This window comes from Agrobacterium sp. SORGH_AS_0745 (genome assembly GCF_030818995.1).
Classification (GTDB): Bacteria; Pseudomonadota; Alphaproteobacteria; order Rhizobiales; family Rhizobiaceae; genus Agrobacterium; species Agrobacterium tumefaciens.
Genome location: NZ_JAUTBI010000001.1, coordinates 493,977 through 509,161, shown reverse-complemented (window position 1 = coordinate 509,161; position 15,185 = coordinate 493,977). Strand labels below are relative to the sequence as shown.

Genomic DNA, 15,185 nt, shown 5'->3' with positions numbered 1-15,185 from the left:
AATACCGTTATTGGGGACCCATATTTGGTACCCGGCTCAGGAGGGGGAGTGCATGAAAGGAATTCGTCAGCTTGCCGATTATCTGGAGATATCGATAGGCACCGTTTCCCGTGCCTTGAACGGCAAGCCCGACGTTAACGAGGAGACGCGGCGGCGTGTTCTGGAGGCCGCGGAAAAACTTGGCTATGTCGCAAACCAGTCAGGCCGCAGCCTCAGGCAGGGGACGACTAACGTCATCGGCCTGATGACCGGCAGCGACGCGCAGACGGTGGAGAACTCCGACAACTTCTTCATGGGAGTGACGGATGGTTTGCAAAGCGTGTTTTCCGCTCACAATCTCGATCTTATCGTTCTGCCGTGTCCCGGTGAGGAAGACCCGGACGAATATCTAAAGCGCATGGTGGCGCGCCGCATGGTGGATGCGATGATCATTTCCTCGACCCGCCGTGTCGATAAGCGTGTCGATTTTTTAAAGCAGACCCGCTTGCCTTTCGTAACGCTCGGCCGCACCTCTTCCAGCGCCGATCACGCGTGGATCGATCTCGATTTCGAAGAGGTTGCGCGCAGTGCCGTCAACCGGCTCGCCGCTGCCGGCCATCGCACCATTGCGGTTGCTGCACCCGATAGCGACGTCAATCTCGGTTATGTTTTCATGGACGGGTACCGGCGTGGACTGGAGGAGAACGGCATTGCTTACGATCCTTCTCTGGTCATCCGGGCGAAATCGAGCGAGCAGGGCGGATATCACGCCGCCAGCGAGTGGCTACAGATGCGGCCGCGGCCAACCGCGCTTGTGCTGATCTATGAGTTGATGGCCCTTGGCCTTTATCGCCGTCTGGCGGAAGTGGGTCTGAAACCGGGACGGGATCTTGCGGTCATCGGTTTTCGTGATGGTCCACGCGGCCAGTTTCTCGAACCGCGATTGACCAGTTTCCGCATGTCCCTGCACGATCTCGGCGTAATGGTCGCGCAGACGCTTCTGTCTACCATGCCGGCCTATGCGCCGTTTTACCCAAATCAGGCGCGTTACTGCGTCTGGCCGATGCAGCTTGTCGCCGGAGAGAGCGACCCAGGCCCCCCATCATTATAGGCGTGGCGTCAAAACTTGTGGTCTCGAATGGTCGCAACGCCGAACGGATTGAATTTATATTCGTCCTCCTCATACCGCGTGTCATCGGACAGGTCGGCACGACGATCCTTCAAGGCCGCTTCAACGCCGTCGCGGGTCATTTGATCGGCAATATCGTCAATCAGCGCGGCGATCTTCAGCTGCTCGCTATTGGTTGAGGGCTGCTGCTGGTCTTTTCGGGTGAAGTGTATCTCCACGTCAGGCAATCCGACCAGATGAAAGCCGACGCTCCCCATTCCGTCGGCATCGCCGCCGATGGGCCGGCGCGCGAAGGCTAGACGGCAGGTTCTGGCGAATGCCAGGGCGTCGTTTGCGGTCGCGTTACGGCGCGACTGTTCGAAGAGTTCCTTCCACCGCTGCACGCCATGGGCAACGCCGGCGCTTTCACCCTTTACGGCAACTGCGCCACTATCGAGCATGTGGTGCACGAACATCAGGGCTTTACCGCAGGTCGCCACGGCTGTTTCCGCGGCCATTGACGGGCCGAGCACATAAAGAACCGAGCCGTGGCCTGCAACTGCCTCCTCGTCACTCTCCTGATAGGCGTCCGGCTCGACACGATCCCAGCAGACATTGAAGGAGCGTTCCATCCTGTCGTCCGGTTCATCCTGCGAATAATCCTCATCGAGACTGAAATCGCCGGCAAATTTATCGATAGCGGCGCGAGCGCTCTGCCGCAGCGCTGCCAGACCATTTTCCGGGCCGAGAAAACAAAGGACATGGCGGGGTTTGTATTCGGAGCGGGATTGGGCAACTGCCGGAACGTTGCTCGCGGCCTTGCCGACAGACGGTCTTCCCAGCACAAGGCCACCTAAAAGCGCGAGAACGCCACGACGCTCTGAATTCATCCCATACCTCCCCCACGGCTCCCCTAAACAGGATCGAGGACTTTTATACCGGTACGGGCAAGTCTGACCATATCAATTACGTTGATCTATTTTTTGCAGGGCCCGACTTTTCGCAGGTGAACAGCAAAGCCTCAAGGTTGCGGCAACAACACGCCGACGGCGAATTCTTCGTCCGTTGTCGTGTGGCCAATCTGCGTTTTGCGATATTCGCTGGGGCTGAAGCCGCGCTCGGCACGAAGTGTACGGGAAAGGTGTGGGGCATCGCAAAACCCGGTGGCGAGCGCAATCTGGGTGATCGGGTCCCGCGTGGTGCGCAGGAGGGAAAGGGCGCGGTCGAGCCGCAGCTCAAGATAGACCTTGGAGGGCGTTGCTTTCAGGTCTCCAAGGAAACGCCGTTCGAGGCTGCGTCGGCCAAGGCCGAGATCGCGCGCGAGTTCCAGCACGGTTCTCGGAACCTCGATGTTCTGCTGCATGCGCAGGATCGCCTTTCTGACCAGGGGATCGGTTGCCGTTCTGGTGCTCTGCTGGCCGGGCTGGGGTTTTTCGCCGCTTAGCGCACTGTCGATCATCATGATATTGAGGCTTTTGATGGCGGCCGACTGGCCGACATGGCGCTCAACAAGGAACGCCGCCAGATGCGCAGCACCATGGCCGCCCGAACAGGTCAGGCGGTTACGATCTACGACGAAGAGCTGGTCGGAGACCATCTGCTCGGCGTCAAACCGGTCGAGAAAATCCTGATGATGGAACCAGCTGACGCAGCAGCGATAACCATCCAGCAGGCCGGCTTCATGTAGAATGAAAACGCCGGTGCAGAGCCCGATAAGGGGAGTGCCCGCTGCCGCACGGTCTTTCAGGAACCGCAATGCCTCCGGCGGCAGGGCGCTGTGGTCGCTGATCAATCCGCCGACAACAACGATATAGTCGTAATGCACGGCGTCGATGAGCCGCGTATCCGGTTGCACCTTCACACCACAGCTCGATTGCACATTGCCTAGGGTCGCCGACAGCACGGACCATTCGCACAGGATCGGCCGGGAACGGTCAGCCTCATCGGCAGCAAGACGCAGCACATCGACGAAATTGGCGAAGGCCGACAGCGTGAACCGGTCGGCGAGCAGGAAGGCGACGCTGAGGCGTTTCTTGGCGCGATGAGAACTCATGGCGCAAATATTCACGCAAACAGACGCGATTGTCCAGCCCGGCCGCTGTAAATCTCCGTAGGCTTTTGAATACCGAGAGTTCCAACCAGCAGGCCCGCTCATGACGCGTTTTAATGCCTTCAATCTCCTGCGGAATGCCCTGACCGGCCACAAGAACTGGGACGAGCAATGGCCCGACAGTCAGCCAAAAGCCGAATATGACGTGGTCATCGTCGGCGCCGGCGGCCATGGTCTGGGTGCGGCCTATTATCTGGCCAGCCAGCACGGTATCACCAATGTCGCTGTCATCGACAAGGGCTGGCTCGGCGGCGGCAATACCGGCCGCAACACGACCATCATCCGCTCCAACTATCTCTACGACGAAAGCGCGCGTCTTTACGATCACGCCGTCGATTTGTGGGAGAACTTGAGCCAGGAGCTGAACTACAACGTCATGTATTCGCGGCGCGGCGTGCTGATGCTCGCCCATAATGTCCACGACGTGCAGAGCTTCAAGCGCCACATCCATTCCAACCGTTTGAACGGTGTCGACAATCGCTGGCTTACCCCGGAAGAATGCAAGGAATATTGTCCGCCGCTGAGCATATCGCCAAACGCCCGCTACCCGGTGATGGGCGGTGCGCTTCAGGAACGTGCCGGCACGGCGCGCCACGATGCGGTTGCCTGGGGTTATGCGCGCGGTGCTGCCGCCCGTGGCGTCGATATCATCCAGAATTGCCCGGTCACCGCCATTCGCCGCAACGCCGACGGGTCCGTCGCGGGTGTCGAGACGGCGCGAGGTTTCATCAAGGCGAAGAAGGTGGCGGTTTCCGCCGCTGGCCATACGTCCGTTGTCATGGATACCGCAGGCGTGCGCCTGCCGCTCGAAAGCTATCCGCTGCAGGCTTTGGTATCCGAGCCGATCAAGCCGATCTTCCCCTGCGTGGTCATGTCGAATGCGGTTCACGCCTATATCAGCCAGTCCGACAAGGGTGAGCTGGTGATCGGTTCGGGTACGGACCAGTATACCTCTTATTCGCAGCGCGGCGGCCTGCCGCTGATCGAACATACGATCGCCGCCATCGTCGAAATCTTCCCGATCTTCAACCGCATGCGGATGCTGCGCAAATGGGGCGGCATTGTTGATGTCACGCCGGATCGCTCTGCCATTCTCGGCAAGACGCCGGTCGACGGGCTTTATGTGAATTGCGGCTGGGGCACGGGTGGTTTCAAGGCCACGCCGGGCGCTGCCCACACCTTCGCCTGGACCATCGCGAAAAACGAACCGCACCCGATCAACGCGCCTTTCACGCTGGAGCGTTTCCGCTCCGGCCGCCTGATCGACGAGGCCGCCGCCGCTGCCGTGGCGCACTGAGGAGCTAACCAATGCTGCTGATCCGTTGCCCCTATTGCCATGAAACGCTGCCCGAAGCCGAATTCACCTATGCCGGGCAGGCCCATGTCGTGCGCGCGGCCGACCCCTCATCTCAGAGTGATGAACAGTGGGAAGAATTCCTGTTCATCCCGCGAAAACGCCAGGGGTCCGCATTTCGAGCGCTGGCGGCACCTGCATGGCTGTGGCCGCTTCTTCAATGCGGTGCGCGACACGGTGAGCGACCGTTTCCTGACGACCTATCGCGCAGGCGAGCCGCGTCCTGATCTCTCCTCCCTATCCAGCGCACCAGCCAGCTCCGAGGTGTCGAAATGAGTTCCTATCGCGTTCCCGGCCGTGGCCGGGTGGATGCCGCCCGCTCGGTCAGCTTCACCTTCGATGGGAAGACCTATCGCGGCGTAAAGGGGGATACGGTCGCCTCCGCGCTTCTCGCCAATGGCGTACATCTCATGGGCCGCTCGTTCAAATACCACCGCCCGCGCGGCCCTGTAGCGGCGGGTTCCGAGGAGCCGAATGCGCTGATCGGCACCCGCCGCGGCTCCGGCCGGTTCGAGCCAAATACCCGCGCCACGGTGCAGGAAATCTGGAGCGGGCTGGAAACCACCTCTCAGAACAAATATCCGAGCCTGAAATTCGATATCGGCGCAGTCAACGACATGGCCTATATGCTGTTTTCGGCGGGCTTTTACTACAAGACCTTCATGTGGCCGAAGAGCTTCTGGAACAAGGTCTATGAGCCCTTCATCCGCGCGGCGGCCGGTCTCGGCGTCTCGCCCACGGAAGAAGACCCCGATACCTACGCCTCGCGCAACCTGCATTGCGACGTGTTGATCGTCGGCGCCGGTCCTGCGGGTCTGGCTGCGGCGCGCGCAGCGGCGGTCAATGGTCTCAAGGTCGTGCTAGTGGACGAAAATGCCGAAGCCGGCGGGACGCTGCTGTCCGAGCCGCAGGCGCAGATCGACGGCCAGCCAGCATGGAACTGGCTGGCGGACGAGTTGAAGGCGCTGAAGGAGCGCGGCGTCAGGGTCATGACCCGCACGACGGCGATTGCCTACTACCACCAGAACATGATCGGCCTTTGCGAAAAGCTGACCGACCATCTCGAGACCGTGACCAAGGACATGCCGCGTGAACGCCTGTGGCGGGTGCGGGCGCGCCATGTGGTGCTGGCGCAGGGGGCTCTCGAGAAACCGCTGGTCTTCCATGGCAATGATCGGCCGGGCGTGATGCTTGCGGGCTCCGCCCAGACCTATCTGAACCGCTATGGCGTCAAGGTCGGCAACAGGCCGGTGGTGGTGACGAGCCATGACAGCGCCTGGTATGCCGCCTTCGATCTTCATGGCGCAGGCGCGCCGGTGCAGGCCATCGTCGATACCCGTGCGAAGGTGCGCGAGGAACTGGTGAACGAGGCGCGCGCGCTCGGCATTCCGGTGCGGCTGTCGCATACCGTGACGGCGACTTCGGGCCGGTTGCGTGTGAAATCAGTCCGCGTCAATCCGGTGAATGGCTCCACGGTCGGCGCGGGGCAGGAAATCGCCTGTGATGCGTTGCTGATGTCTGGCGGCTGGACGCCGTCGCTGCATCTGTTTTCCCATACGCAGGGCAAGATTGCCTGGGACGATCAGCGGACCACCTTCCTGCCGGCCATGACCAATGAGGATTGTGCAATTGCCGGCGCTGGGCGCGGGCTTTGGGGCATTGAAGCGGTGCTGAAGGATGGCGCCGAGCAGGGCCGGAAGATCGCTGCAGCCCTGGGCAAGACGGGCGATACCCGCGACTATGCGGTGGAGCACGACCGCACCGGCAGCGGCGTATCGCTGACGGAATTGCCGAGCGATCGCGATGCCGGCAAGGCCAAGGCCTTCGTCGATTACCAGAACGACGTGACCGCAAAGGATCTGCGGCTGGCCGTGCGCGAGGGCATGCGCTCCATCGAGCACGTCAAGCGCTACACCACCAACGGCATGGCGACCGATCAGGGCAAGATGTCCAATATCAACGGCCTCAACATCGCGGCAGAAGCGCTCGGCAAACGCCAGCCGGAAGTAGGCCTCACGACCTTCCGCCCACCCTATACGCCGACGACCTTCGGCGCTTTCGCCGGTTATCATCGCGGCCAGCATTTCGAGGTGACGCGCAAGACGCAGATCGACAGCTGGGCTGAGGAGCATGGCGCGGTTTACGAACCGGTCGGCCAATGGCGGCGCGCCTGGTACTTCCCCAAACCAGGTGAAGACATGGATGCGGCAGTCGGCCGCGAATGCCGGGCGGTGCGGCAAAGCCTCGGCATGTTCGACGCGTCGACGCTCGGCAAGATCGAGGTCGTCGGGCCGGATGCGGTCGAGTTCATGAACCGCATGTACACCAACCCGTGGTCGAAGCTCGCGCCCGGCCGCTGCCGTTACGGCCTGCTTCTGGGTGATGACGGCTTCATTCGCGACGACGGCGTCATCGGCCGCATGACCGAGGATCGCTTCCACGTCACCACCACCACCGGCGGTGCGGCAAGGGTGATGAACATGATGGAGGATTACCTCCAGACCGAATGGCCGGATCTCAACGTCTGGCTGACTTCCACCACCGAGCAATGGTCTACCATTGCGCTGAACGGCCCGAATGCGGCAAAGCTGCTCGCTCCGCTGGTCGAGGGCGTCGAGCTGACGGAAGAGGCTTTCCCGCATATGTCCTGCGCGGAATGCACGGTGGCCGGCATGCCGGCGCGGCTGTTCCGGGTGTCGTTCACCGGCGAGATCGGCTTCGAAGTCAACGTGCCCGCGCCGCTCGGCCGCAAACTCTGGGAAATCCTGTGGGAGGCCGGCCAGCAATACGGCGTCACCGCCTATGGCACGGAAACCATGCATGTGCTGCGTGCCGAAAAGGGTTACATCATCGTCGGCCAGGATACCGACGGCACAGTCACGCCCTATGATGCCGCGATGGGCTGGGCCGTGGGCAAGACCAAACCGGATTTCGTCGGCAAGCGTGGCCTCGCGCGCCCCGATCTCGTCGCCAAGGGCCGTCGTCACCTCGTCGGTCTTCTGACCGAAGACCGCTCGAAGCTGGAAGAGGGCGCGCAGATTGTCTTCGATCCGAAGCAGCCTATCCCGATGAAAATGGTCGGTCATGTCACCTCATCCTATCATTCGGATGCGGTTGGCCAGCCGATTGCGCTGGCGCTGGTCGAGGGCGGCCATGAGCGGATGGGAGAGACCGTCTATATTCCGATGCCCGAACGCACGATTGCCGCAAAAATCACCGGGATGGTCTTTGTCGATCCCGAAAACACCCGCCTGAAGATCTGACCCGGAGATGACAATGAACATGCGCGTTTCCTCCCCCGTTCCCGGCACGCTGGCCGAGAGCAAAGCAGCCCGGGTCAGCATATTGGCTGCGCAGGGGCGGCTGTCGCTGCGTGCGCGCGGCGATCTGGTGCCGCTCAATACAGCCCTTGGCCTGACCTTGCCCGACCGGATCGGCGCTCGCACTGCTGCAGGCGAAATCGAGGCCGTGCGCCTTGGCCCCGACGAATGGACGATCCTTGCTCCCGTTGGCGCGGTCGACGTGGTGATTGCGGCCTGCGCTGGCGTTTATGCCGGCCATCCGCATAGTCTTGTCGATATTTCCGGAAGGGAAGTGACGCTCGCGATCAAGGGGCCGCTCGCCGCCGAGCTTTTGACACTCGGCTGTGCCCGCGACATCGACACCATTGCGGTTGGCGAGGCCCGCAGAACGATTTTCGATGGCGTGACCGTGGTGCTGTGGCGCGATGCGCCGGATGGTTTCCGTATGGATATCTGGAACAGTTTCGCGCCGCATCTCGGCCATTTGCTTGAAACCGGCTGCAAGGAACTTGCCGCCGAAATCGCCTGATCCTTGAGGAGGAAACAATGCTCAACCGTCTGTCCCATAATGCCGTTTCGGATACGGTGATCGCTGACGCCATCGCCGAGGAACTCGATCGCCAGAAAACCCAGATTGAACTGATCGCTTCGGAAAACATCGTGTCCGCCGACGTTCTGGCGGCGCAAGGCTCGGTGCTGACCAACAAATATGCCGAAGGTTATCCCGGCAAACGCTACTATGGCGGCTGCGAATTCGTCGACAAGGTCGAGCAGGTCGCCATCGACCGGCTGAAGCAACTTTTCGGCGCGGAGTTTGCGAACGTTCAGCCGCATTCCGGCGCGCAGGCCAATCAGGCGGTGTTTCTGGCACTTCTTCAGCCGGGCGACCGGATCATGGGGCTTTCGCTGGCCCATGGCGGCCACCTGACCCACGGTTCGCCGGTCACCATGTCGGGCAAGTGGTTCGATGTCGTCTCCTATGAGGTGGATGCAGAGACGCATCTGATCGATATGGAAAAGGTTCGGGCAAAGGCGCTGGAAACCAGGCCGAAGCTGATCGTCGCAGGCGCCTCGGCCTATCCGCGCCAGATCGATTTCGAAGGCTTCCGCAAGATCGCCGACGAGGTTGGCGCATGGCTGATGGTCGACATGGCCCATTATGCCGGCCTGATCGCCGGCGGCAAATATCCAAATCCGGTGCCGCACGCCCATGTCGTCACCTCCACCACCCACAAGACCCTGCGCGGCCCTCGCGGCGGCGTCATTTTGACCAACGATGCCGATCTGGCAAAGAAGCTGAATTCGGCCGTCTTCCCCGGCAATCAGGGCGGCCCGCTGATGCATGTCATCGCTGCCAAGGCCGTTGCCTTCGGCGAGGCGCTGCGGCCGGACTTTGCCGACTACGCCGGTCAGGTCATAGCCAATGCTCAGGCTCTGGCGCGAGTGCTGACGGATGGCGGTCTGGGGATCGTGTCTGGTGGAACCGACAGCCACATGGTTCTGGTCGATCTGCGTCCGAAGGGCGTTACCGGCAAGGTTGCCGAAATCGCTCTTGAGCGGGCAGGTCTCACCTGCAACAAGAACTCCATTCCCAACGACCCGGAAAAGCCCTTCGTCACCTCGGGCATCCGGCTCGGCAGCTCGGCCGGTACCACGCGCGGCTTCGGCGTGGCCGAATTCGAGCGGATCGGCGTGCTGATCCTGCGCGTCATCGACGCGCTGGCTGTCAGTGCCGAAGGCAATGCTGAGATTGAGGCGAACGTGCGGGCCGAGGTTGCAGCGCTGTGTGAGGACTTCCCGATCTACGGCGCGTAACACGCTATTATCGGTCTCGTTAGCCATGATCGGGCAGGGCGGCATCACCGCCAATGTGCCCGATCGCTGATCCATCAAGGGGAGCAGGATTTGACCAGCTATGTCATGAAAGTCTCGTGCCCGGCACGCAGCGGCATCGTTGCTGCCGTGTCCGGATATCTCGCGCGGTCCGGCTGCAACATCAACGACAGTTCGCAATTCACCGACCTGGAAACGGGCCGCTTTTTCATGCGGCTGAGCTTCGTTTCGGAGGAAGGGATGGAACCCGCTGCTCTCGTCGCAGGGTTCGCTTCCGTCGCCGCCGATTTCGACATGGAATACGATGTCCATGATCTCTCGCGGAAAACGAAAGTCGTGATCATGGTTTCACGCTTCGGCCATTGCCTGAACGATCTGCTCTACCGTTCCCACATTGGTGCATTGCCTGTGGAGATTGTCGCTGTCATCTCCAATCACCTCGAATACCAGAAGCAGGTGGTGAACGAGGATATTCCCTTTCACCACATTCGCGTCACGCCGGAGACGAAACCGGAAGCCGAGGCGGCCATACTGCAGGTGGTGCGCGATGCAGGCGCCGAACTCGTCGTGCTGGCGCGCTACATGCAGGTTCTGTCGGAACGGCTGTGCCAGGAAATGTCTGGCCGCATCATCAACATCCACCATTCCTTCCTGCCTTCCTTCAAGGGCGCAAACCCTTACAAGCAGGCCTATGAGCGCGGCGTGCGACTGATCGGCGCGACGGCCCATTACGTCACCGCTGATCTCGATGAAGGCCCGATCATCGAACAGGACACGATCCGCGTCACCCATGCCCAGAGCGGCATGGATTATGTGAGCCTCGGGAGGGACGTGGAAAGCCAGGTTCTGGCACGCGCCATTCATGCCCATATCCATCACCGTGTCTTCCTCAACGGCAACAAGACCGTGGTGTTTCCAGCTTCGCCGGGCGAATATATGTCCGAACGAATGGGATAAGGTTGGGGCGCGGTTGCCGGAGGCCTATTCTTCCACCGGCCCCGTCCCGTCGCTTGCTTCGGGCTCCTGTGGCCGCGCGCTTCGTGTAGATGTGGGATAGGCGCCCGCCATGCTGGCGAACTGGATGTCGTTTTGCGCAAAGGCATCCTTCAGCATCGAATAGGCCTTGCGGCGCACCATGGAGGATTGCCCGCCGGCGCGCAGCATCATGCCGAAACCAAGCGTCATGCCATATTCGCCGAATTGCTCGACACCCTTCAGCTTGACGGTTTCGATCAGGAACTGTCCGAATTCCGGGTCTTCCTTCAGCGCCTTGCCGATCTCCTTGGTAATGGCCCGGACCTTGGCAATGTCAGTATCGAAGGCGACCGTGACGAGGAATTTGTCGATCGACCAGTCGCGGCTCATATTTTCGACGGCGCCGAGCGATCCGAACGGCACGGTGAAAATCGGGCCGCGATGGTGCCGCAGTTTGACCGAGCGGATGCTGAAGGATTCCACCGTGCCGCGGTAGGAACCGCTCTGGATGTATTCGCCGACGCGGAAGGCGTCGTCGATCATGTAGAACACGCCGCTGATGATGTCCTTGACCAGCGTCTGCGAACCGAAACCGATGGCGATGCCGAAGATGCCGGCGCTCGCCAGCAGCGGCCCGATATTGACGCCGAGTTCCGAAAGTGCCGTCATGACCGCAACCGCGGCGATGATGATGCCGAGCATGTTGCGAAGGATCGGCAGAATGGTCAAAAGCCGGTCATCTTGCGGCTGGCCCACACCCGGTTGGCCGCTCATCGGGTTGCCGGCGGGTGTACTCAACTCCAGCCGCCGTGCGATCATCGACTTGATCGCGATCCAGACGAGATCGGCAAGAAGCAGGATCAGCGCCCCGTGCAGGACGCCGACGACGATCGACGTCAGCAATGCGCCATCGGGCAGGGAATTCGGATGCGCGCGCACGAGGAAGATCAGCCACAGGATGGCAGTCCCGACGATTGCAAGCCGCACGCCTCGCTCGACCAGTACCGGGCGAAGATCGCTTTCCCCATAGGTGCCGATGTCGGTTGCCAGCTTTCGCGCCGCGATGCCAAGCGTCGAGGCAAGGCCGGGCAGAACCAGCGCATAAAGCCCGATCCAGAACAGGACCCCGGCACCGGCAAGCCGCAGCCCGAAGAGGATGATGAGGCTGAAGATCAACGCGACGTCGATTGCCCTTGCCCGCTCCGAACCCGGATCGCCGACCGGGCGACGCCAGATCCAGATGCATGCGAGCAGGAACAGGAGCCCGACCATGGCGGAGGACAGAAGCCCGAGCGTTTCACGCGGGACATCGAGATTTTCGAGCGTCCTGAGCAGGGACCAGAAAATGCCGGCAAGTGTCAGGAGCCATGTCCAGCGGACGATCCAGAAATCGCGCCGGGCATAGGCCTCACGGCCAACGACCCGCCGCAGCAGGCGCGTGAAGGCAAAAAGCAGCGGCAACACGATGCTGGTTGCAAGCCAGGGCAGCAGAACGGCGCTCAGCAAAGGTGACCACTGGATGGCAAGGAACATGGCGGTGGCAGCAATGCCGTAGCCGAAGACGGGCAAAAGCCTCCGCGATACGACAGACGAGGCCTCCTTGCCGATATCCGCGCCGTTCCTGCGGGAGGCCTGCATCGCTATGATCCGGTTCGTGGTAATGCCGCCGGCAAGGCCCGCACCGAACAGGATGGATACGTGCAGCAAAAAGACGGCTGCACCGTAGTTTCTGATCTCGTCGCAAAGCCTTCCCAGCGCCGCGATGATCTGCGTGGACATGCCGGGCAGGTCCCTTGCGAGGCGGCCTAGGTGTTCGCGCCGCTTGCTTGCCCATTGGTCGAGATCGCTCAACTGGCTCTGCGGCGTCAGTTCTGGCGGCTGCTCTGTGCCGGCGGCCGCAAGCTTCTGTGTGAGAAGGGCACGAACATCGTCCTGTCCCAGAAGCTGTAGCAACTGGTCGACTTTCTGCTCTGTCGTCTGTTCCGTAGGGGCCGGTCTCGCTGGCGGCGGCAGTTCCTGCGCAGGCAGGCTCGCCGCGCCCAGTACGAAAACTGCGATGGCAGCCGCCATCACTCGGAAAAGGGAGGGAAGGGTGGTCATTGGTCCGCTCCACACCATCCAGGCAGATGCCGCGCATCGCGCGAGCGTGCCAGTTGCATCGCTTCCTCCACAGCGTCCTCGAAGGAATGTCGCAGCTTCTTGCCACCCACCCGGCGGCGCAGGAAATCCGCCCAGAGGAATTCACTGAAGGGAGCGTCTATTTTGGCAAAACCGCCAGCGTCGCGAACCGCGCCGGCCAGCGCGCGGAAGGGATCGTCCTTGAGATCGACGATCCGTTTGGGAAGGTTTTCGATGGGATGGCGCACGCCATCCACGTCGAAAGGATAGACGAAGTTGCGATGGTCCATCACCGACCAGAATTCCTGCCGGTCGAGATGGGAAAGATCGGCAACGATACTGGTCAGGACATGTTTCACGCCTTCCTCATGCAAAGCCAAAGCGAGGTGGTGGTGGTCCACCAGATAAAGACGTTGTTTGTGACCAAGGACGACGGGTACCATATGGTGTCCGAGGAAGTCGGCTCCCTTTTCCTCACGGATGGCGGCCCATTGCCGCCGCTTGTCCTCCACCTCGCGCAGACCGACTGTCATCTGCGTTGGTTTGAGTGAGGTGATTTCAACCGGGGTCAGATGCGGTTCAAGATTGTGTGACATGGCTGTCCTCCCGATGCATGGCCGCCGTCACGGCATCATCGACACTGAAATTGCTGCGCGCCACCATGTCGGATCCGCCGCCCGCAAGCAGCAGATCCTTCACATGGTCGTGCATGCGCGCATAATAGACCACGATGCTGCTGCGCTGCATCGCTGCATCGAACTCCAGCAACGCATCAAGCGCTGTGGAATCCAGTTCGAATGTTTCCTCAAGGCTGACAATCGCGATGTGCAGTTCCGGCCGCGCAACGATGTATTTGGTAACGGCGGCAAGGATCGGTTCCGCATTGCCGAAGAAAAGCGGCTGTGCGGGCCGGAGAATAATCATGCCTGACACATCCTTCGCATCCGGGTGGCGTTCCATGTCGACAAAGTCGTGGCTATCGCCCAGCCGGCCAAGATGCATGACATGCGGTAGGGAAAGCCGGCGAACGAAGACGGCGAAGGAAAGGGCGACGGCGACAAGCATGCCGTTTAGCACACCGAAGGCAAGTACGCTGGCTGCGGCGGCAAGTGCCAGATAGGCGTCGTTGCCGAGCCGCCATAAACGGATGATCGGCGCGGGGTCGAGCGCATGCAGCAGCGCCACGGCGATCACGGCGGCAAGGACTGCTTCCGGGATGAAAGCGAACCAGCTGGCGGCGAGCAGGCTGAAGACCGCCAGACCGATTGCGGCGATGGCAGAGGCAAGCCGGCTTTGCGGCCCAACCGCCTCGCTTGCTGCGCCTGCGGAAAAACCCGCACCAACCGGCATACCCTGCATGGCGGCGCTGGCGATATTGGCAAGCCCGAATGCTCTGAGTTCGCGATTGGAATCGACAATCTCGCCATGGCGAAGCGAAAGGCTTCGGATGGTGCCCCATGATTCCGCAAAGAGGATGAGGACGAGTGGCGGCGCGAAGCGGGCAACATGCGCGACATCGTCGAGCGACACCGAAAACGGGCCGGCCCATATGCCGGCAAGATCGATCTGGCCGACGACGGCTACGCCCCGACTTTGAAGGTTGAGCAGGATCGAGATGGCAATTCCTGCCACGATGACGACGAGGCTGCCGGGAATGGCGGGGCTCCTGCGCAGGAGAAGCAGCACGGCGAGTGCCGCAACGCCGACGGCGATGCTTTCAAGGCTCCAGTCCTGCGGGCGGGAGAGGATTTGCAGGAGAATGGAAAGCGGCTCGCCCGACTGCGCCTTTATCCCGAAGAGGCTCGGCAATTGCTTTATGGTGATCAGAATGGCGAGGCCGAAGGCAAAACCGCGCAGCACCGGGCGCGAGATCACACTCGACAGGGCGCCGAGCCGCGTGGCAGCTGCAAGCAGAAACAGCAGGCCCACCAGAGCGACCGTAATGGCAACGAGCAGCATCTTTTGCGCTGGTGTGACCGAGAGCGTCGCAAGCATTGCCGCCAGGATTGCGGCGGAGGAGGATGTGGGCGAGACGACCGCAAAACGGCTCTGGCCAAAAATGGCATAGACGATGCAGCCCATGATGGCGGCAAGGATGGCGTGCTGGGCTGGAACGCCGGCAATCCCCGAATAGGCGATCGCTTCCGGTAACATCAGGCCGGCAATCGACAACCCCGCCACCACATCGCGCCGGTTGAGTGTCATGGGCATGGAATTGCAACCGCATTGGCGGTGATAAGGGCAAGGACAATTCCACCGGTTAAGATCACGATTCTCCACCATGTTCCCGCGACGCGATGAAGGTTCACCCAATGCGCATACGAGTCAAAGTTTAAATCGCGCCCCCGAAATATTTCGGCTCTTCCGGATGTTGCTTAACGCTGGAGATCGTCCGGCAGGCAGGAC

General features: G+C 61.3%; 11 protein-coding genes and 1 pseudogene. 7 read left to right on the top strand and 5 right to left on the bottom strand.

The genetic code is table 11. The annotated features are described in order from the left end of the window. The first annotated feature begins 52 nt into the window (after positions 1-52). The gene (locus QE432_RS02245) at positions 53-1,090 is read left to right on the top strand and encodes a LacI family DNA-binding transcriptional regulator (protein WP_019566904.1); all 1,038 of its coding nucleotides are present in this window, start codon (positions 53-55) and stop codon (positions 1,088-1,090) included. 8 nt (positions 1,091-1,098) lie between these two features. Here the strand turns inward: QE432_RS02245 and QE432_RS02240 are convergent, their stop codons facing one another. Together QE432_RS02240 and QE432_RS02235 are read right to left on the bottom strand one after the other, a co-directional pair. Further along, positions 1,099-1,977, bottom strand: a complete 879-nt coding sequence (locus QE432_RS02240) for a hypothetical protein (RefSeq protein WP_174012297.1) — start codon at positions 1,975-1,977, stop codon at positions 1,099-1,101. A 131-nt stretch (positions 1,978-2,108) separates the two neighbouring features. Then, positions 2,109-3,140 carry a GlxA family transcriptional regulator gene (locus QE432_RS02235; protein WP_060642870.1) on the bottom strand — a complete coding sequence of 344 codons (1,032 nt, stop codon included), beginning with the start codon at positions 3,138-3,140 and terminating at the stop codon, positions 2,109-2,111. Between the two features lie 100 nt (positions 3,141-3,240). On the opposite strand from QE432_RS02235, the gene QE432_RS02230 reads away from it, so the two are divergent. From QE432_RS02230 to purU, 6 genes and pseudogenes are all read left to right on the top strand, one after another. Beyond that, complete coding sequence (locus QE432_RS02230; RefSeq protein WP_003518155.1) at positions 3,241-4,494, top strand: sarcosine oxidase subunit beta family protein; 1,254 nt, start codon at positions 3,241-3,243, stop codon at positions 4,492-4,494. An 11-nt stretch (positions 4,495-4,505) separates the two neighbouring features. Continuing rightward, positions 4,506-4,827, top strand: a pseudogene (locus QE432_RS02225) (sarcosine oxidase subunit delta). Further along, positions 4,824-7,814, top strand: a complete 2,991-nt coding sequence (locus QE432_RS02220) for a sarcosine oxidase subunit alpha (RefSeq protein WP_174012299.1) — start codon at positions 4,824-4,826, stop codon at positions 7,812-7,814. Before QE432_RS02225 ends, QE432_RS02220 begins: the two are co-directional and overlap by 4 nt. A 13-nt stretch (positions 7,815-7,827) precedes the next feature. Beyond that, complete coding sequence (soxG, locus tag QE432_RS02215; protein ID WP_174012301.1) at positions 7,828-8,382, top strand: sarcosine oxidase subunit gamma family protein; 555 nt, start codon at positions 7,828-7,830, stop codon at positions 8,380-8,382. Between the two features lie 17 nt (positions 8,383-8,399). Next, positions 8,400-9,668 (top strand): serine hydroxymethyltransferase, encoded by a 1,269-nt coding sequence (glyA, locus tag QE432_RS02210; RefSeq protein WP_019566911.1) that lies wholly within the window; start codon positions 8,400-8,402, stop codon positions 9,666-9,668. A gap of 90 nt (positions 9,669-9,758) precedes the next feature. Next, positions 9,759-10,643 (top strand): formyltetrahydrofolate deformylase, encoded by an 885-nt coding sequence (gene purU, locus QE432_RS02205; protein ID WP_065705836.1) that lies wholly within the window; start codon positions 9,759-9,761, stop codon positions 10,641-10,643. Between the two features lie 24 nt (positions 10,644-10,667). On the opposite strand, the gene QE432_RS02200 is transcribed toward purU, so the two are convergent. The 3 genes from QE432_RS02200 to QE432_RS02190 are packed head-to-tail and all read right to left on the bottom strand — an operon-like array spanning position 10,668 to position 14,990. Next, complete coding sequence (locus tag QE432_RS02200; RefSeq protein WP_174012303.1) at positions 10,668-12,761, bottom strand: mechanosensitive ion channel domain-containing protein; 2,094 nt, start codon at positions 12,759-12,761, stop codon at positions 10,668-10,670. Then, positions 12,758-13,375 carry a ParB-like protein gene (locus QE432_RS02195; RefSeq protein ID WP_013762270.1) on the bottom strand — a complete coding sequence of 206 codons (618 nt, stop codon included), beginning with the start codon at positions 13,373-13,375 and terminating at the stop codon, positions 12,758-12,760. The genes QE432_RS02200 and QE432_RS02195 overlap by 4 nt, the downstream gene beginning before the upstream one ends. Continuing rightward, a complete protein-coding gene (locus QE432_RS02190) occupies positions 13,359-14,990 on the bottom strand; it encodes a SulP family inorganic anion transporter (RefSeq protein ID WP_370647632.1) in 1,632 nt (543 codons plus the stop codon). Before QE432_RS02190 ends, QE432_RS02195 begins: the two co-directional genes overlap by 17 nt. Between the last annotated feature and the right edge of the window lie 195 nt (positions 14,991-15,185).